The sequence below is a fragment of the Xanthocytophaga agilis genome, from assembly GCF_030068605.1.
GTDB lineage: Bacteria > Bacteroidota > Bacteroidia > Cytophagales > 172606-1 > Xanthocytophaga > Xanthocytophaga agilis.
Genome location: NZ_JASJOU010000001.1, coordinates 449,966 through 469,682 on the forward strand (window position 1 = coordinate 449,966; position 19,717 = coordinate 469,682).

The window sequence follows — 19,717 nt, forward strand, 5'->3', positions numbered from 1 at the left end:
TAGTCATATGGGCTTACCAAATTGTATATGGTAGGCAGCAATCGTTTTCCCTCTCATGTACTTATCTATTTTTCCCCCATTATTTTGTATTGCTTTCAAAATAACATCTGTTTCACTTATATATGTATGAGTTACCTTACTTGATTCGATTTTTGCCGAAATAGTTGGGTTGGTTACAATCCATATAGATGACTGATTTTTCAATGTTGAAATAACATGCATATATTGTACTAATAGTTCTTCTTCATTTTTTGCAACTTGGGTTTCTTTTGTTAAAAAGTGATAGCTAAATTGATAATTATTAGCTTTGTCATAATAATTTAACCCGGCTTCTACACTGGATATACCCCATATTGCTGGAATATAAATATTTTCTTTTTTGTAATTCTTAGCTACAAATGATGCTCCTGCACGGTAATCTGCATAAATGGGGTAGGTTTCCGGATAAATAATATGTTGAATTGTGTTGAAAATAGGAGGGATAAGAAGTATAAATCCGATCAAGTAGATATACAAAGGTTTTCTATTTAAAAAAAGTGATATTCGATCAAAGCCACAACCTATTAATAGTAGAAAAGATGGTAGACTAAAAAGTATAAATCTTTCGTAAAATGGATATTTATGCAAAGCAGATGCTACCAGAGCTCCGAATAAAGGAAGTAGCAGAACTATAATAGCTTCCTTATCTCCTTTAATTAAGGAAATCGCTCCTATTAGAAAAAGTACAAATCCAATAAAGGATCCTAGACAAATAATAATGAGCTTACCATGACTCCAACTTATTCCTACAGGATCTTGCATGATAGATATACTAGTACGTACAAGCCAGATAAAGATTTGTTTAGACAATGGTAAAAAGCTACCCTGCCACATACCTACTAACCATGGAATAGCTGATCCGGGTTTTATAAAAAAGATATAGTTAGGTATAAAACTAATTATCCATAAAAAAAAAGCAGGTAGATGAGCCAATAGTAGTTTCCATTTTCTCTGAAAGATTAATTTTATACAAATAAGGTTGGCAATGCCTAATAATATGAAAAGAGAAGAATACGAGAACCATGTAACAAAAGCACCAATCAGTCCAAACCTTAGAATAGTGATAGTCCCCTCTTTTTTATAATAGTAGAGATATGATACATATAAGAGTACAGAAACAAACAGTTCTGTACTATATTGTTTAGCTTCTACTGAATGATAAATAGCGGGATAACTGAGAGCAAAAAGGAAAAGTGCTATCACTTTTCCTGGAAAGTATAAAAAATAATTTGTTAAATATTTAAAAAGAAAAATAGCACTTATTCCAAAAATCAGCGAAACTGCTCTTAGTGTATATTCACTTGGACCAAATAGTGATACAAGTGTCTTTTCCAATAATAAAAAACCTAGGGGAGCCTGCTGAAAATAGAGGAGTGGTGGTTGAAATAAATTTTTCCAGCCATCAGCAAGAAAGTTTATTCCTAAAAAAGCTTCATCACCCCATAAACTTCTATTATAAATGTAATGTATAATTCGTATGATTGATCCTAGTATACATATTGCAACCAGAAGACTTTGCTGTTGCTCTTGTATAGAGTTTTTAGAAATATGAGATTTTGTTTTGGTTAACAACATGTATTAAAGAAATTAGCATTTTGAAAAGAATCTCAAGATGTTATATCTACACTAATGCTCTTAGTAATGAAAAATTAAAAACTATATAGCTTAACAAGTGTATCATACATCCTTTTAATTAGCTTTTCACTTTTATTCGCAAATGCACCATCAGATGTTTCTTTGACAAATGTCTCTTTAAAACGGTCAAATGGACTGGTTAGGAAATTGACACTGAAATTGTGTCTCTGATACTCGCTACTCTTGGAGAATAACTTATTAAATTCAAATTTTCGCAGATCACGTACAGTCGTTGCACCAAACATTTCAGGATTATACATAAAACGCTCTCCTCCACCTGATGAACGCCATACCTGTCGTAACCAGCCTTCACGAAGTTCATCGTTAGAGAAACGGAAATGAAATAATCCCATATATTTTAATAGCGCATCTAATTCAACTTTTGTTATATCTTCATATCCGGTTATATTCTTGAGATCACCTCTTTGTGCTGATGCAAAGAAATCGGTATTATCTAAACCTACAAGGAAGGAAAAAGCAGTAAAGAGTGTTAATTTTTTAAGAAAAATATTGGATGCTTCATTTTCTGGCAGAAAGTCTTTGAAGTCCAGTTTCTGACTGTCATCAATAGAGCGGAAATAGTATTGTACACCACTTGCCTTATCATCTTTAATTTTTTGTAAATCCGCATCTGGATTTTTAAAGAAGTCATAGGCTGCAAAAGCACAGAAAAGTTCAATATAGTGAGAGTCGTTGCGTTGACGATTGCCACCTGTGATAGTATCTGGTTCTGCCTGTGGTGTAGTAAAATCATTGGTTGGGGTACCCAACATATAGAACTTCTGATAGGTACGGCGTACACTCAGGTCATCTTCATAAAACATCATAGCTGCCTGTGAATTCATTGAGAAGTTTTTGGAGTCGGCAACTATTTTCTGAAGTTCACGTGAATTCTGAGTAGGAGATATAAATGAGAAGTAGCTAGTTAACAAAGTTGCTCCAACAAAGAGTTTGTCCAGCGTTTTTCCCTGATGTCGTTTTCTGACAGCGGTATCCAGCGCAGCAGGCATAACAGGAATAGAGGATGCACCTGTACCTCCAAAAACAGATCCCATGATAAATAATTTCACACTGCCTGCTGTGTTAGCATTATATAACTCATCAATAAATGCAGACATGTTGCCACCTGGGTTTTTATTGACTTCATCAATAATAGCATGATACATTAACATAGAACCCAGATGGGTCTGAGCACGATAACCATGTTTAAGATCGAAAGCCTGAACATTATCAGTAAATAATAAGTTGGCCAGATCTCTCTCTGTTTCTGTTGCATAACTAGTCTTCGCTATACGTTGAAAACTGCTGGTTTCAGTGCGGGAATAGTCAGGTGAGAACTTATAAAAATTAATTTTTGCTGAAAAAAATGTATCAGCATGTGGGGTTTGAGTTTTGTTTTCTCCTTTTGTTTTTAAGTAAGCATCCACAAGTTCCTGTAAACGCGCAAAATTACCATTTTCCAGATCTGTATCCAGAGCCAGAAGGTTAATTTCGCTATTGTCAAACATGCCCATTGCACAAGTGTGAATGAATGCTTCCAGACAACGCATGCCTGTACCGCCAATGCCGATAATAAAGTATTTGTTCATAGAATGAATTAGGCGTTAGTGCTAAGTCGTTAATATTTTATATGATGTAATCTATAAATTCAATATGTTCTCTTTTTTACCTTACCTCCATAATTTTGCTAGTTGCTAGAAATAGATAAGAGTAGATAATCCTAGTTATATTATTTTTTTGAGTAATTTTGACTATCAAACTTTAAGCGGAATCCGTATGCTTCCTGATTCTGAATTTTTTTGTAAATATATTGTTTTGCTGATATAAGTGAATGTTTACGAAAAAACACTTTTACAGGTTTGGTTTGCACTTCTCCCGAGAATGAGAGAAATTGCCACTTGATTGGAAATCATACACTAAATGGAGTTTTTATCTTGAATAGATACTATTTTATTTTAGAATTATATAAAAAGTTAATTTATACATACCTCTTTTGCTGAATTAATACTTGGATTCCAATACATAACCAAAAACAATCATGGTTGAAATACCTACAAAAGAACAAAAGTACTTTATCATTGACTTTGACAGTACATTTACAAAAGTGGAAGCAATGGATGAGTTGGGAAAGATTTCACTGCAGGGAAATCCAAAGCGTGAAGATATTCTGCGTGAAATTCATCAGGTAACTGAATTGGCTATGAATGGGGATATTTCCTTTAGTGAGGCACTTCAACGCCGGGTTGACTTGCTAAAGGCACACAAAGATCATCTTCCTGAGTTAATTGCCGTTCTTAGTGGTAAAGTATCTGATTCTTTTGAAAGAAACCGTGATTTTTTAAATGAATTTGCTGATAGCATTCTGATTATTTCAAGTGGATTTCGTGAGTTCATCGTTCCCATTGTTACAGCTTTAGGTATCAAACCTGAGAATGTATATGCCAATACCTTTTTATTCGATGACAATGGAAATATTATTGGCTTTGATGCAGAAAACCCTCTGGCTAAAGATAAAGGCAAGCCAGAGTTAATGCGTAAACTTAATTTACAAGGTGATGTATATGTGATAGGAGATGGGTATACAGATTACGAAATCAAAGAAGCTGGACTAGCCAATCGTTTTTATGCATTCACCGAAAATGTAGAACGTGGCAAAGTAATTGCTAATGCAGACCATATTACACCAAGTCTGGATGAGTTTTTGTTTGTAAATAAGCTTCCTGCCAGTTTATCTTATCCTAAAAACCGTATTAAGGTTCTGCTGTTGGAAAATATTCATCCTAAAGCAAAAGAATTATTTCAGGAACAAGGTTTTACAGTTGAGATGGTAAAAGGTGCTCTGGACGAGGATGAATTAGCCGAACGTATTCGGGATGTAAGTGTATTGGGTATCCGAAGCAAAACTCAGGTTACCAAAAAGGTTTTAGAGAATGCCAATAAACTGATGTGTGTAGGAGCGTTTTGTATCGGGACCAATCAAATTGATTTGAAAGCTTGCCAGGAGAGAGGAATTGTTGCCTTTAATGCACCTTATAGCAATACCAGGTCTGTGGTAGAACTTGCGATAGGAGAAATGATTATTCTGATGCGTCAGATTGTTGAGAAAAGCAATAAGATGCATAGAGGGGAGTGGGATAAGTCTGCTATTGGAAGCTATGAAATCAGAGGAAAAAAATTGGGACTGGTAGGGTATGGAAATATAGGTACACAACTATCTGTTGTTGCAGAAGCATTAGGAATGAAAGTATATTATTATGACTTGGTTGAGAAACTTGCTTTAGGAAATGCACAACGTTGTAAGACATTGCATGAGCTATTGGAAATATGTGATGTGATTACCTTGCATACGGATGGTCGAAAAGAAAATGCCAATCTTATAGGAGCGAAAGAATTTGAACGCATGAAAGATGGCGTAATCTTCCTGAATCTGTCTCGTGGACATATTGTAGATGTACCGGCATTGGTGAATGCTGTAAAAAGTGGCAAAGTAGCAGGGGCCGCTGTAGATGTGTTTCCTTATGAGCCTAAAACCAATAATGAAGAATTTGTTAATGAACTAAGAGGTTTACCAAATGTGTTGCTGACTCCACATATTGGAGGTAGTACAGAAGAAGCTCAGGAGAACATTGCTAACTTTGTTCCTGGTAAACTACTGGATTTCATTAATAAAGGAAATACTTTTGGTAGTGTTAACTTCCCGAATATTCAATTACCAGATTTGAATGATGCACATCGAATGATTCATATCCATAGAAATGTACCAGGTATTCTAGCTCAGATCAATAGCATTTTGGCTAACTATCAGATTAATATCCGCGGACAATATTTGAATACACGTGAAGATGTTGGATATGTGATTACGGATATAGATAAAGCTTATAATAAAGAGGTAATTACTGAGCTTAAGAATATACCTCATACTATTAAGTTTAGAATGCTATACTAGGAGGTTTAGTCTCCTTCTCTCAAAATGACGGAAGGAGACAATTACTTTCTTGACTCGGTACTCTGTATCAGAAGATTTTTTAGGCTGAGATCAATCCGATTTTACCATACAAAAGTTTCTACATGACTGTTATTACAGCTCCTCAACCTACACGTATGCAAATCGTGTTGGCGTTGCTGGCGGTTTATATTATCTGGGGAAGTACTTATCTATTTATCCACTTCATGACAGAAATAATGCCTCCTCTGCTGATGTCTGGTATACGAAATGTAATTGCGGGAGGATTATTATATTTGTTTGCCAGATTTCGTTCGGGTGGTTCTGCTCCTGAATTTAAACATTGGCGTTCTGCCTCTTTATTAGGTTTTATGTTGCTGGCTGTGGCCAATGGAGGATTAGCCATTGCTTTGCGATTGATTCCTTCCGGAATAGGAGCTTTATTAACAGCTATGTTGCCTCTATGGATCGTTATACTCAACTGGCTTGCCTTTAACAAACAAAAACCTAGCATTTCTACCATTGTAGGTTTAGGCATTGGCTTGGTCGGATTCCTTGTATTGATAGGACCAACCAGTTTATCCTCAGGTTTGTCGCTCAATTGGATAGGGGTAGTTATTGTTATGATAGGTGTAGCTTCCTGGGGTACTGCTACTTTGCTTGCTCCACGACTGCCTTTACACCCATCGCAGCTACAAGCTACATCTATGCAAATGTTTGCTGGTGGGGTACTCTTATTGATCTTTAGCTTTGTCTATGAACAGCCAACACTAGCTATGTGGAATGATCTTACATCAAAGGCTGGCTGGTCTCTGGTTTATCTGATTGTATTTGGTTCTTGGATTGGATTTACTGCTTATGCCTGGCTTGCACAAAATGCACCCCCTCATATTACTTCCACCTATGCTTATGTGAATCCTGTTGTGGCGATGTTGTTGGGATGGACATTTGCTGGGGAAAAGTTGACTGATAAGTCATTAATTGCTGCTGCAATTATTATTTGTGCTGTTATTATAATTACCAGCCAGCGAAAGGCAAAAAAAGTTGTTGTTGAGCAACATAGATGATATTTTTTATTTCCTGGCCTCGAACTTATCTCATTTCTATTGCCAATATTTGTAATTTTATTATTATACACACTTACTGATCAATGCAAGTATTCTTCACTCCCGGTCCTGCTCAACTGTATCCTACATTCGAATCTCATGTACAACAAGCCATTCGTGAGCAGATTGGTTCTATTTCACACCGGAGCAAACAATTTCGTGGTATATACCAGTTTGCTGTAGAGCAACTTCGGGAACTGTTGAACATTCCTGCAGACAGAGCTATATTATTCTCAGGATCTGCAACTGAAATCTGGGAAAGAATTATTCAGAACTGTGCAGAGAAGGAAACTACTCATTTTGTAAATGGATCTTTCTCAAAGCGTTTTTATGAGTTTTCTGTTGAACTAGGTAAGAAAGCACAGAAATTTGAAGCTCCTTTTGGACAGGGTTTTGATATCACACGACATACAGTATCTGACTCCTCCGAATTGATCTGTCTGACACATAATGAAACAAGTTCCGGTGTTTCTATGCCATTAGCTGATATTCATTATTTTAAGAAAACATACCCAGGTAAGATTGTTGCTGTGGATGTCGTTTCTTCTGCTCCTTATCCAGATCTTGACTGGAGTCTTGTAGATACAGCATTCTTTTCTGTGCAAAAAGCTTTTGGCTTGCCAGCGGGGTTGGGTGTATGGATTGTGAATGAAACTTGTTTGCAGAAAGCCGAGCAGATGAAACAGCAAGGACAATATATTGGTACACATCATAGCTTGCCTTCTTTATGGAAAAACTATCTGAACTATGAAACTCCTGCCACTCCAAATGTTTTCGGAATGTATCTTTTGGGAAAGGTTGTGAAAGATATGAATGCTATAGGAGTACGGAAAATCAGGCAGGAAACAGAAGAAAAGGCTACTTTGTTGTATCAGTTCCTTGAACAAAGTGAAAAGTTTCGTCCTGCTGTTGAAAATCCCGCTCACAGATCTCAAACTGTGATTGTCGCAGAAGTAGAGAATCCGGCTGAAAAAATAGCTTCTTTGAAGGAAAAAGGATTAGTGATAGGAAGCGGGTATGGCGCCTACAAGGACAAACAAGTCCGTATTGCAAACTTTCCAGCTACTTCATTTGAAAATATACAGAAACTAATCAAAGAATTAGAATAATTAATTGCAGAGAAGTAACCAAAATATATTTACAGAAACGTATTTGTAGTGTAATTTTTGCCATATAATTGTATTTTTTGACTGCAATTATGAATAGGAACTGTGATTGTTAAACTTTTTGATTGTAATAAAAGTATAATCAAATTTTGAATTTAACAGAAATTTCTTGTAATTATGCGTCTGAATATCAGTTCGTTCTAAATTTAAATACATAGCGATGCTACCAGATCAAGAGTATAACCGGGATTCTGAACAAAACGAAGAAGCAAAAGAATATAGATTATATAATTATGATTATCCTTCTGAGAGTGATACAAGTTCATCGTATCAATCCGAAGAAGAAGAAGATTTTGTTTCCACTCAGGATTATTCTACTAAGTCTTCTAGTGAATTAGAGGATGAGAATGAGGATTTGCGGAAGGAAAATGATAATCTAAAATCATCTGCCGGAACATTAAAGACATTAGCTATTATTTTTGGTGTGCTGGCATTTGCAGGAATCGGTTACATATTATTTTCACACTTCAAGGCTCCGTTATTTGGCCCTATAGCTAAAGAACACAAAGAATTTGCAGCTCAGTCTGAAGAGTTGAAAAAAGCAAAATCCAAGGTAGATACTCTACAGAAAGCAAATGACATATTGGTTGAACAACAACCTGAAATAGAAGAAGGTGTATTTTTTGAGGTACAATTAGGTGCTTTTCAAGATTTTAGTTTAGATGACTATCAGGCTGAATTAGCTGCACTACGTCAGGAAGGTGATGCTACTCGTAAATTTACATTTGCGAAATTTCGTGATTATAGAAAAGCTGAAAAGTTAAAGAATGATTTACAGCGTATGGGAGTTACAGGCGCATTTGTTGTCGGAAGAATTAATGGGCAACGTGTAGAGGATATTAATGAGGCTATCAAAGCAAGTAAAAATCGATAGAGACATTCTAGATTGCTTAATTCAGTATACATATTTTTTTAGGAAGCCTGGTAAAGCCAGGTTTTTTTATGACCAAAAAGATTCATTTATTTTCTTATAAAAAAATAGAGAGTGTAGTGTGTCTATGTTTAAAAAGGATTTGATTACTGTTGAAATTATATATTTTTATTTTAGTGAAATATATTAAATATGGTAATTTTATCTATTTTTTTGCATGTCTTATTGAATAGTGCTGCCATTTGTTAGTTTTATAAAGATTCTTCAGTCTTGTGCAAGTATGTGGTTGTTACTTTAGTGGTTTTCTGAAAAGTATGGAAGACCCAATAAGAAAGATTTAAAAATATTTTCTTGTTGTGTGTGTGTTAATTTGAAATTTATTTTTTATAAAATGTGTCTTAATGTGTTGTTTTTCAGTTATGATAAGAAATTTGTATTAAAAAAAACTTTTTTTTGAGTTTTCTATAAATAAGTATTATTATTGGTTTGAAAGAGTAAGTTTTAGCCCGGAAGGCAATACTTTCTATGCTAGACGCTCTTTTAGGTTGCTCGTATTTAACTAATTAAAAAAGGTTATGGTTATACCATAACCTTTTTTGATTTTTATACATTCACAGAATGGTGAGGAATACATTTTGTGAATGTATTTGTTATTCTACCATGTCAATTCAATAAAATATATTATGCCTTTTGCTTTTTTACGGGATCGGGATTATTGGTATAGCAGACTGCCTTATTACAGTGAAACAGAACATAGATGGCAGCAACAAGAACCTCCTCAAAAAGATTTGTTAAGCCATTCTATATTGCTGATAGGAGATGCAGGGCATCCCAGTCTGGATGGAAAGGATCCTATACTTCATCTGATTCATGAACAACTCAGCATATACAAACAAGATCTTACCGTGATTTTTTTGGGAGATAATGTTTATCCTAAAGGACTACCAGATAAACATAGTGCATTGCGTAAAATCTCGGAAGACAGACTGACCGCTCAACTGGATCTGTTTAAAAATTTTGATGGAAGACTCATTTTTCTTTCCGGAAATCATGACTGGAATCGAGGTAGAGCAAATGGGTTTGAATACGTAACCAGGCAGGAAAAATATATAGAGAACTATACCAATAGAATAGATGTTTTTTTGCCTTCAAATGGATGTCCGGGACCGAAAACAATTAAGCTACATGAGAATTTGTATTTGATAGTGATCAATACCCAATGGTGGGTACAAAGAGGTTATAAGCCGATTGGGATTTCTGCAGGGTGTGAAGCCCAAAGTGAAATGCACTTTTATGAGTTATTAGAACAAGCACTAGAGTCGCTTGCTGAAAAACAGGTAATTATAGCTGGACACCATCCTTTGTTTAGTAATGCCTTGCATGGAGGTAGATTTACATTAAAGCATCATTTGTTTCCACTAACTGCTCTACATGGCAAATTGTATTTTCCGCTTCCGGTTGCAGGATCACTTTACCCTCTCTACAGACGCTTTTTTGGTGCATACGAAGATATGTCATTTCCTCCTTACAAACGAATGCGTCGTAAATTACTAAGTATAGTAAAGAAATACAGAAATATTGTTTATGCAGCAGGCCATGACCATAACCTGCAATATTTTCATCAGCATGATAATCACTTCATTGTAAGTGGGTCCGGGAGCAAAACATCCTTTGTGCACAAGGGTGGCAAAGCTTCATTTACCCATGCGCAAAAAGGATGTTTTCGTCTAGATTATTATAAGAACCAGGAATTATGGTTGCATGTCCTGGAACCTGCAAATAGCTATGCAGGCCATCAGGAGGTATTTAGAAAAAAGCTAAATTAAGGCACAATGATATGTAGACTGCTTGGATTAATATATACATCTACAGTTTCTGTAGTATCAATTGGTTCACCATCAATCTGAACTAATTCTAAATTCGGGTTGCTGATGGATGCTTTAGTACATTGAATAATTTCATAGTGCATAGACTGGTCTATATCACCTACTAGGAGACGATATAAGATTCCAACTCCTTCCAGCTTTGGAAATTCTTTGATAATGCATATTTCAAATAGTCCATCGTTGATAATTCCAGTAGGATTGATAGTTGCATTACTTCCAAAAGCATTAGCATTGGTAAATGCGATCATAAAGGCAGTACCTTCAAATTCACCATTATCAGTGACTACTTTGTATTGTTTAGGCTGGTAGTCAGTAAATTCTTTTACAGTATTCCAGGCATACGTTGTAAGACCTCTTCCTTCGTCTTTTGTAAACCTGTCTACAATGACTGCATTAAAACCTATATCTCCAATGTGTACACAAGGGAGTCCATTGATAGTAAGTGTATCAATGGTTTGAATCTGAAAGTTTTGGATTATGTGTAAGGCTTCTGTTATTTCCTGAGGAATCTTCAGGTCTTTAGATAATCCATTGCCTGACCCCAATGGTAAAATACCCATAGGAATAGTCTTCCCAATAAGTAGGTTTGCTACCAGGCTTACAGTCCCATCTCCTCCAACGGCGACCACTGCATCAGGATGTTCGTCTTCTATATATTTTAAGATGGCTTTTTGATCAGCTTTTTGATCACCTGTAGTTTTGTAGATGGAAAAGTCTATGTGTTCTTCATCACAAAAGACTTTAATAAGTAATTCGATTTCGTCCTTATCGATATTATCTCCTGAGATAGGATTAAATACCATAAGTAGTTTTTGAGGTTGCATGTAGAATTATTTGGTTTCGATAAACTTCTCGTGTTGTAAAAATTGCTCACGCCAGCTATCTGGTATAGCTACTGATTGATTGAGTTTATAGTTGTATGTAACCATAACTGTGCCACCCTTAGCTATGAGTTTTTTCTGTCCATCTTTTTCATTGACTATTACTTGTTCCAGTTCAAAACTTTTAGTACCTATATGGGTACAGCGAATATACAAATACGGCTCGTCTAAAAAGAAAAGCGGCAGAATATAGTCTACTGTATTACGTGCGATGATAACACGCGTATCGACATCCCGATAGGGAATCTGAAGTGTTTCATGCAAATACCGTAAACGAGCTTCTTCAAAATAAGTCAGATAGACAGCATTGTTTACATGCTTCATTTCATCCATGTCTGACCAACGCATTTGTATTTTCCAGCGAAAGCGAAAAGATGTCAGATAGTTTTCAAGCTCTATTTGTTGTGGCATAGTATTAAATTGGTGTCTGAAATATTGTTTGCTTTTGGATGGTTTTGATAGGGTTTTTATTTTATTTTTTGATTAATGACTTGGATATTGTTTCGAATAGTTGACTTAAATCAAAATTTCAATTATTATTCGCCAAGAAATCAGGTAGAGTATCTACTAGCTTACTTATAAGCAAAAAAGGTAATTTGGCCTGTCTATGATTAAAAATTCTAACCTTATTAATAATCAGTTATATGGCTTTTATATTTGATAACTACCATACAGAAGGTTTTTTTGATGAGATGTTTGAAGTAGATGGCAAGGTAAGACCCCACTATGAATATTTCAAACAACAGATTGAAAATTTGCCAAAAGGAGAACTGCTTCAACGTCAGCATGCTGCTGAGAGAACGCTGATGCAAATGGGGATTACTTTCAATGTGTACCATAATGGAGAAGGTACCGAACGTATAATGCCTTTTGACATTGTGCCACGCATGATACGGGCTGATGAATGGGCTCGATTAGAGAGAGGGTTGAAGCAACGTATTACTGCATTGAATTTATTTTTAGATGATGTATATAATGATCAAAAAATTCTTAAAGATGGAATAGTACCTCGTGAACTTGTAGAATCGTGTAAAGGCTATTTAAAGCCATGTGAAGGAATAAATCCTCCCAAAGGTGTGTGGTGCCATATTACAGGTACTGATCTGATTCGTGGAGATGATGGTACATTTATGGTGCTTGAAGACAACCTAAGATGTCCATCTGGTGTGTCATATATGTTGGAAAATCGTGAAATTTCGAAGCATTCATTCCCTGAAATTTTTGAAAGACTACGTGTACAACCTGTATCCAATTATCCAACACAATTATTGCAGATGCTGCAATACATCTCTAATAATCCCTCTCCGACAGTAGTTGTACTAACTCCAGGACGTTACAATTCCGCTTATTTTGAACACTCATACCTGGCACAGCAAATGGGAGTAGAATTAGTGGAAAACAATGATCTTGTTGTCCATGATGGTTATGTGAAAATGCGTACTACCAAAGGTTTTCAGATTGTAGATGTGATTTACCGCCGTATTGACGATAGTTTTTTAGATCCGAATGTATTTAATCCAGAATCATTACTGGGTATACCTGGAATATTTGAAGTATATAAAAAGGGTAGAGTTGCATTAGCCAATGCACCAGGGACAGGGGTGGCGGATGATAAAGTAATCTATGCTTACGTTCCACGTATTATTAAGTATTATTTGAATGAAGACCCCATAATCCCTAACGTTCAGACATATATTTGTGGGGAAGATAATGATATACAATATGTTCTGGAGAATATTGACAAATTAGTAGTGAAGGAAGCCAATGAAGCAGGAGGATATGGAATGTTGATTGGACCAAAATCAACAAAAGCCCAACAACGGTTGTTTCGGATGAAGATCAAACAGAACCCGCGTAACTATATTGCACAGCCGACTATATCTTTGTCTCGTGTACCTTCTATGGTTGAGAATCATTTTGAAGGCCGGCATGTAGATTTGAGACCTTATATTTTATATGGGGAAAATATTGAGGTGATTCCTGGTGGATTAACACGGGTTGCATTACGCAAAGGTTCGTTAGTTGTAAATTCCTCCCAGGGAGGTGGAAGCAAAGACACTTGGGTTTTGTACTAATCATGTCAGTTTCCGTTACTAACCATGGGCTGGAATAGATAGTCCATAGTTGTTTTATCATCTATACATTTTTTAACTGTACTTCTAATCAATGCTTTCAAGAGTCGCAAATTCTATCTACTGGATCAATCGTTATATTGAACGGGCTGAAAATTATGCCCGTTTTATAGATGTTAATTTTCATTTGATGTTTGATCTGCCACCGGAGATATCTGAGCAGTGGGCTCCTCTGGTTATAACAATGGCAGATGATAAGCTCTTTAAAGAATATTTTGATGTTCCTTCGCGTGATAATGTGTTGAGGTTTATGACATTTGATATGCGAAATCCCAATTCGATCATATCTAACCTGTATAATGCAAGGGAAAATGCCCGTACCATTCGGGAGACATTGTCAAAGGAGATGTGGGAACATATCAATAAATCCTATTTGCGTGTAAAGGAGGCTTCTCATCACCAGATGGATTTGCTGGCATTGCAAGAGTTTTACAAAGAAATAAAGATGGGAAGCCAGCTGTTTTTTGGTATTGTAGACTCTACTGTAACACGTGGTGAAGGTTGGCATTTCGGAAGAGCTGGGCGTTTTCTGGAAAGGGCTGACAAAATATCCCGTTTTGTAGATGTCAAGTATTTCATTTTGTTGCCAGATACAAATCTGGTAGGCTCTCCTTTAGATATTTTGCAATGGTCATCTGTGTTAAAATCTGCCAGTGCTTACAATATGTTTCGACAACAATACAAAGAGATAACACCTGCAAATATTGTTGAGTTTCTGGTTTTGGATAAATTGTTTCCTCGTTCTGTTTTGCATTCGTTATTGTATGCAGAGAGTTCCTTACGGGAGATTTCTGGAACTCCTTCCAGTATGCGTTACAGTAATGAAGCTGAGAAGAAACTGAGTCGTTTGCGTTCTGAAATTGAGTTTACTTCTGTTGACGAAGTTTTTGATAAGGGACTCCATGAGTTTATTGATACATTTCAAATGAAAAACAATGAGGTAGGAGAGGAGATATTTAACACGTTTTTTGCTATTAAACCCATTTAAAGGAAGTAATATAGTAATAACCACTTCTATTTTAGTAGTTTTGACAAGTAATTGTTTGAATATCAAACGTCTGGTACTAAGACAGATTTAATATTGAATTTTATGACTTTTTGTTTAGGTATAAAGGTAGAATCTGGATTAGTAGCAATTGCTGATACTCGTTTAACATCAGGAGCTGAATATTCTACAGGTAAAAAGGTCTCAGTACATCAGTTTGGCAAGCATTCTATGTTTATTATGACTTCTGGTCTCAGATCTGTACGAGATAAAGCTATCACCTATTTTGATGAAGTAATTAAAGAACAGGATCGGAAATTTAATAGACTATATAAGGCAGTAAATGCTTTTGGAGAACAGGTAAAGCGTGTTGCGGGTGAAGATAAAGATTCATTATATCAATCTGGGTTGTATTTTAATTTACATGCTATTGTTGGTGGACAATTAGAAGATGATGATGAACATAGGCTATTTTTATTATATCCGGAAGGAAATTGGGTAGAAGTTGGACCTGGAACCCCATTTGTAATCATCGGGAATACCAATTATGGAAAACCATTATTACATAGACAATTGCGGTATGAAACTTCAATGAGAGATGCTATGATGGTTGGCTTTCTTGCTTTTGATGCTACAAAAGTTAGTGTAAATGATGTAGATTATCCTCTGGATATTATTCTATACGAAAAAGGTAGCTTTCAGATAAAGGACTGCCGGCTTGAAAGAGAGGAATTAAAAGAAACATCAAAAACATGGAGCGAATTATTAAAACATGCAATAGGCCAGTTGCCAGACCAATGGGTAGATAGAGTTTTTGATATATGTGAACTACCCAAAGAAGAGTAATTGCTGGCACCTGATTCAAGTGGCTATTCTTTTTTTGTTGATCCGAAATTCCTGAACTGATCCTCTCATGCATTTTAAAGTTAACCACCAAACCTATTATACCTATTCAAAGATGGTTTACCTGGAGCCTCATATCTTATGTGTGCATCCTCCTACCTATCCTTATCAGGCAATTTTCAATTTTACCTTAAAAATAAATCCGGAGCCAGTTGTTTTCTCCCGGTCAAATGATATTGAAGGAAACTCTATTTATCTGGCTTGCTTTCAGGATCTGACAGATCATTTGTTGATTGAGACAGAGTTTGAGGTACAAACGCTTAGATCAAATCCCTTTGATTATGTATTATACCCCTTTGAAACCTGTAACTTGCCTTTTCATTATCCCGTTGACCTTCATCCTTTGTTAAAACCTTATTTAAAGCCTGAAACCAGAAATTCTAAAATAGAAAATTTTGCACTGGAATGTGTGGGAAAATCTCAACAAAGCACTTTGCGTTTATTAATGTATTTGACTGAGATTATCAATCAGGAGTTTGTGTACGAATATAACGAATTTGGACCTCCACGTAGTTCTGATGAAACATTACGACTAAAAAAAGGTTCTTGTCGGGATCTGGCGATTCTGATGATTGATATTTGTCGTGTATTAGGCATTGCCGCTCGATTTGCTAGTGGATATTATCTGGGTAATGGCACAGAAGAATCATATTTGCATGCATGGGTTGAAGTTTATCTTCCTGGAGCTGGATGGAGGGGATACGATCCTACAGAAGGCTTGGTTGTGGCTGATCAGCATATTTTGTTAGCTTCTTCCTCCTATCCCAATCTGATTGCTCCTGTTCAGGGAGTATTTCGTGGAGATGCCCGTTCCTTATTAAGGACTAAGGTTTCTATTCAACACCTCAGCTGAATGCAGTATAAATAAGCTTACATGTACTTAACCACTCTTTCTCGTATTTGTTTCTCACTACGAAATAAAAGTTAGTATGTTTTTACCAAGTAGCATTTAGTTCTATTGTATATGTAATATATCTGTACAAGTAAATGACCTAAGTATACTAATATTATTGTGTATATAGAGGTGATGATAATCTCTTTTCTTCCATACTTCCCAAAAAAATAATTTAAGGGTTACAAACTTGCCTGTTTAGAGAATAAAATATGATTTTATTTCTTTTATGTAAGAAATTTGTGATTTTTGCGATAATATGTTTTTTTGAAAGGAACTGCCTATATTTTATAAGGCAAGGACCCGGTTATCATGACAAAAAGCTATTTATAGGGAGTTTTCAATAAGTTGATTCTTGATTTAATTCTTTTACCCTCAGACTGAACTCTATTCAAAAGAATAAATGCTTTATTTGTTCTTTGATCTTTTATTATATTATTATACATGAAAAATCAATACTCGCTCAAACTTACTTCACTGCTTTTTTTGCTTTCCTTTTTAGGTTTTCAGGCTTTTGCTCAAAGTGCAAAGTCACTGGTTAAGAAAGGCGATAAAGCTCTTGACAAAGAAAATTACCACAAAGCTTTAGAGTATTACAAACAAGCTAATACAAGTAATGGAGAAAATGCTGATGCATACTTTGGGCTTGGTGTAACCAATCTGCTACTATTTAATAATAAAGAATCTCTTGATTATTTGCGAAAAGCAAGAGAATTGGACCCTGATGTTGATAAGCATTATTACTATTGGTTGGGAAGGGCCTTTCATGCTAATCTGCAGTTTGATTCTGCGGTTGCTTCTTACCGAGTATATCTGAACGATGAAATTGGAAAAAACGATAGTCGTCAGGATGCTGTAAAGACTCTTATTCTTCAGGCTGAATTTGGAAAGACATACCTTAGCAGTCCTGTTGATTATCAAATTGTCAACCTGGGTACTGAAGTTAATTCTGAATATTCAGAACATAGCCCTATGTTGACTAAGGATAAACAGACATTGTATTTTACATCTCGTCGTCCTGCTAATCCTTCTGAAATAACTCCCCGTGGTGATGGATGGGAAAATATATATACTACCAGCGGAAAAGGTAGTCACTGGAGTGGTGCTTCTTTGTTAACCGGACAGGTAAATGAAAGAAAGACACATACGTCCAATGTTCAGCTATATGATAATGATGAGAAAATGCTGGTTTATAAGTCGTCAAAATTTGGATCATTGTATGAGTCTGTATTAAATGGAGGAACCTGGTCAAAACCTAAACCTTTTGCCAAGTTCACCAATACACAGAAATTTGAGCCAGACGGATTTGTCATTAAAGATGGTAGTGTGGTATACTTTGCATCAAGTCTGGATAACAAAAATGGTAATCTTGATTTATGGATTTCCCGTCGCAAAGAAGAAGATACAACAAAATGGAGTGAACCTGAACGTTTACCTAGTATAGTAAATACAGATGCTGATGAAGATGCTCCATTTCTGTCTGAGGATGGGTTAACTTTATTTTTCTCCTCAAGAGGCCATGACAGTATGGGAGGGTATGATGTATATAAAACTACCTATGAGCCATTTACCCGTACATGGAGTAAACCAGTAAATATGGGATATCCAATAAATACTCCTGGAGATGATATCTATTTTATGACAGATAGCACAGGAAAAAATGGATATATTACCTCCAATCGTCAGGGGACTATGGGCCAGGAAGATATATATATGGTCAAAATGTATGATGATGTTGTAGTAAAAGGACAAGTTGTTATTAAAACTACAAAACGTCCTTTAGGTGATTATATTCTTAACTTTGATTCCCAACGAAAATTAGGTGTAAAAGGTAGTGCATTATCTGGTGCAGATGGTAACTATTCTTTGAAACTTCGTTCCGGACATACTTATACTGTAGAAGTAAGAAAACAAAATGGAGAAGTAGTATTGACAGATGATGTTGAGATTCCAATGGCAGAAGGTGAAGGTGCTGAAATAGTGAAAAATTTTGAGATAGATATTCCTGATACCATTCGTACTGCTGCCGGCCAGCGTATTGTACTGCAGAATTTAAACCTTGTTCGTGTTAAATATGTAGAGACAGATTCTCTTCTTATCAACGGAGAAGTAAGAGATAATGCTGGTATCCTGGCAGGGGTTCTTGTGGAGATCAGAGAGGAAAGTAGTAACAAACCTTTCCTGTCGACAAAAACAGATGCTAATGGAGTATATCACTTCGGATTTATACCAGGAAAACAAACAAACTATGTAATTGAGATTACTCAGAAGAATTACTTCCCATATTTGGTTGTATTAAATTATCCAAGTCCTGGCAATACGAATAAGTTTGTAACAGATCAGGATTTAACTTCTGTGGCATTGAATCAGGTGGATGTACGTTCTGTACTTACGTATGCATTCCCTATTGATATCAAAGAAGGAGCAAAAGCTGTATTGGGTGGAGTTTACTTTGATTTTAATAGTGCTGACCTGCGACCTGAAAGTAACTTTGCCTTGGATAAGCTATATGAGTTTTTAAAGCGTAACCCACGAATTATCATGGAGATAGGTGGTCACACAGATAATTTAGGTACAGCATATGTGAATAAATTTTTATCTCAGAAACGTGCTCAGGCAGTAGTTAATTATCTGATTAAAAAAGGTATAGATAAGAAGCGCTTGACTGCTGTCGGCTATGGATTTACACAACCTATCACTACAAACGATCACGAGTTGAATGGTCGGGATGTAAATCGTCGTGTAGAAGTGAAAATCCTGAGAAAATAAATAATAGTATTGGACATTGAATAAAAGTACCACTCAAAAGGTGGTACTTTTATTTTTGCCAGTAATGTATTTTAGTGGTATACTTATAAATTGATTAATTGAAATTTTAATGAAAGATTTATCATCTGAATTTGAGTTTGCTGCTGTACGTAGTAGCGGCCCGGGAGGACAGAATGTTAATAAAACTGCATCTAAGGTCGAGATTCGTTTTAATGTAGATAACTCCTCACTACTAACAGAGGTGGAAAAGCAGAAGATCAAAGAGAAGTTAGCCAATCATATTACCAATGATAGTGAGATCATTATTACGGCTCAGACAGATCGTAGTCAGCTAAAAAATAAAGAGACTGCTATTAAAAAGTTTTATAGACTTTTGGAGAAAGCTTTTGTGACTCCAAAGCCAAGAAAAGCTACCCAACCAAGTGCTGCATCTAAAGAAGTTCGTCGTGAAAAAAAGCGTCGCCAGGCAGATAAAAAAGCCCAGCGACAGAAAAGAGAATGGGAGTAAA

General features: G+C 35.8%; 15 protein-coding genes. 11 read left to right on the forward strand and 4 right to left on the reverse strand.

Features of this window, described 5'->3' with window-relative positions:
- Positions 1-3: 3 nt before the first annotated feature.
- Entirely contained in the window at positions 4-1,614 is a 1,611-nt protein-coding gene (locus QNI22_RS01725) for a hypothetical protein (protein WP_314508865.1), read from the reverse strand.
- Positions 1,615-1,688: 74 nt separating this feature from the next.
- Complete coding sequence (locus QNI22_RS01730) at positions 1,689-3,263, reverse strand: hypothetical protein (protein WP_314508866.1); 1,575 nt, start codon at positions 3,261-3,263, stop codon at positions 1,689-1,691.
- A 449-nt stretch (positions 3,264-3,712) separates the two neighbouring features.
- On the opposite strand from QNI22_RS01730, the gene serA reads away from it, so the two are divergent.
- The 5 genes from serA to QNI22_RS01755 all read left to right on the forward strand — a co-directional run bounded on the left by serA (position 3,713) and on the right by QNI22_RS01755 (position 10,586).
- A complete protein-coding gene (gene serA, locus QNI22_RS01735) occupies positions 3,713-5,620 on the forward strand; it encodes a phosphoglycerate dehydrogenase (RefSeq protein WP_314508867.1) in 1,908 nt (635 codons plus the stop codon).
- 122 nt (positions 5,621-5,742) lie between these two features.
- Positions 5,743-6,684 (forward strand): EamA family transporter, encoded by a 942-nt coding sequence (locus QNI22_RS01740; RefSeq protein ID WP_314508869.1) that lies wholly within the window; start codon positions 5,743-5,745, stop codon positions 6,682-6,684.
- Between the two features lie 83 nt (positions 6,685-6,767).
- A complete protein-coding gene (locus QNI22_RS01745; RefSeq protein ID WP_314508870.1) occupies positions 6,768-7,832 on the forward strand; it encodes an aminotransferase class V-fold PLP-dependent enzyme in 1,065 nt (354 codons plus the stop codon).
- Between the two features lie 217 nt (positions 7,833-8,049).
- Complete coding sequence (locus QNI22_RS01750) at positions 8,050-8,763, forward strand: hypothetical protein (protein WP_314508871.1); 714 nt, start codon at positions 8,050-8,052, stop codon at positions 8,761-8,763.
- Between the two features lie 680 nt (positions 8,764-9,443).
- A complete protein-coding gene (locus QNI22_RS01755) occupies positions 9,444-10,586 on the forward strand; it encodes a metallophosphoesterase (protein WP_314508872.1) in 1,143 nt (380 codons plus the stop codon).
- Here the strand turns inward: QNI22_RS01755 and QNI22_RS01760 are convergent.
- Both QNI22_RS01760 and QNI22_RS01765 read right to left on the reverse strand, forming a co-directional pair.
- Positions 10,583-11,470, reverse strand: coding sequence for a diacylglycerol/lipid kinase family protein (locus QNI22_RS01760; RefSeq protein WP_314508873.1), 888 nt, complete (start codon positions 11,468-11,470; stop codon positions 10,583-10,585). The two genes, QNI22_RS01755 and QNI22_RS01760, sit on opposite strands and share 4 nt — an antisense overlap.
- Positions 11,471-11,476: 6 nt before the next feature.
- Entirely contained in the window at positions 11,477-11,938 is a 462-nt protein-coding gene (locus QNI22_RS01765; RefSeq protein WP_314508874.1) for an acyl-CoA thioesterase, read from the reverse strand.
- A gap of 233 nt (positions 11,939-12,171) precedes the next feature.
- On the opposite strand from QNI22_RS01765, the gene QNI22_RS01770 reads away from it, so the two are divergent.
- The 6 genes from QNI22_RS01770 (at position 12,172) to arfB (ending at position 19,716) form a co-directional block, all read left to right on the forward strand.
- On the forward strand, positions 12,172-13,602 hold the full coding sequence (locus QNI22_RS01770) for a circularly permuted type 2 ATP-grasp protein (RefSeq protein ID WP_314035792.1): 1,431 nt from the start codon (positions 12,172-12,174) through the stop codon (positions 13,600-13,602).
- Positions 13,603-13,693: 91 nt separating this feature from the next.
- Complete coding sequence (locus QNI22_RS01775) at positions 13,694-14,647, forward strand: alpha-E domain-containing protein (RefSeq protein WP_314508875.1); 954 nt, start codon at positions 13,694-13,696, stop codon at positions 14,645-14,647.
- Positions 14,648-14,749: 102 nt separating this feature from the next.
- Positions 14,750-15,490 carry a proteasome-type protease gene (locus QNI22_RS01780; RefSeq protein ID WP_314508877.1) on the forward strand — a complete coding sequence of 247 codons (741 nt, stop codon included), beginning with the start codon at positions 14,750-14,752 and terminating at the stop codon, positions 15,488-15,490.
- 67 nt (positions 15,491-15,557) lie between these two features.
- Positions 15,558-16,400, forward strand: coding sequence for a transglutaminase family protein (locus QNI22_RS01785; RefSeq protein WP_314508878.1), 843 nt, complete (start codon positions 15,558-15,560; stop codon positions 16,398-16,400).
- Positions 16,401-16,883: 483 nt separating this feature from the next.
- Positions 16,884-19,208: an OmpA family protein gene (locus QNI22_RS01790; RefSeq protein ID WP_314508879.1), complete on the forward strand. Its 2,325-nt coding sequence runs from the start codon at positions 16,884-16,886 to the stop codon at positions 19,206-19,208.
- A gap of 109 nt (positions 19,209-19,317) precedes the next feature.
- Positions 19,318-19,716, forward strand: a complete 399-nt coding sequence (gene arfB / locus QNI22_RS01795) for an alternative ribosome rescue aminoacyl-tRNA hydrolase ArfB (RefSeq protein WP_314508880.1) — start codon at positions 19,318-19,320, stop codon at positions 19,714-19,716.
- Position 19,717 lies beyond the last annotated feature (1 nt).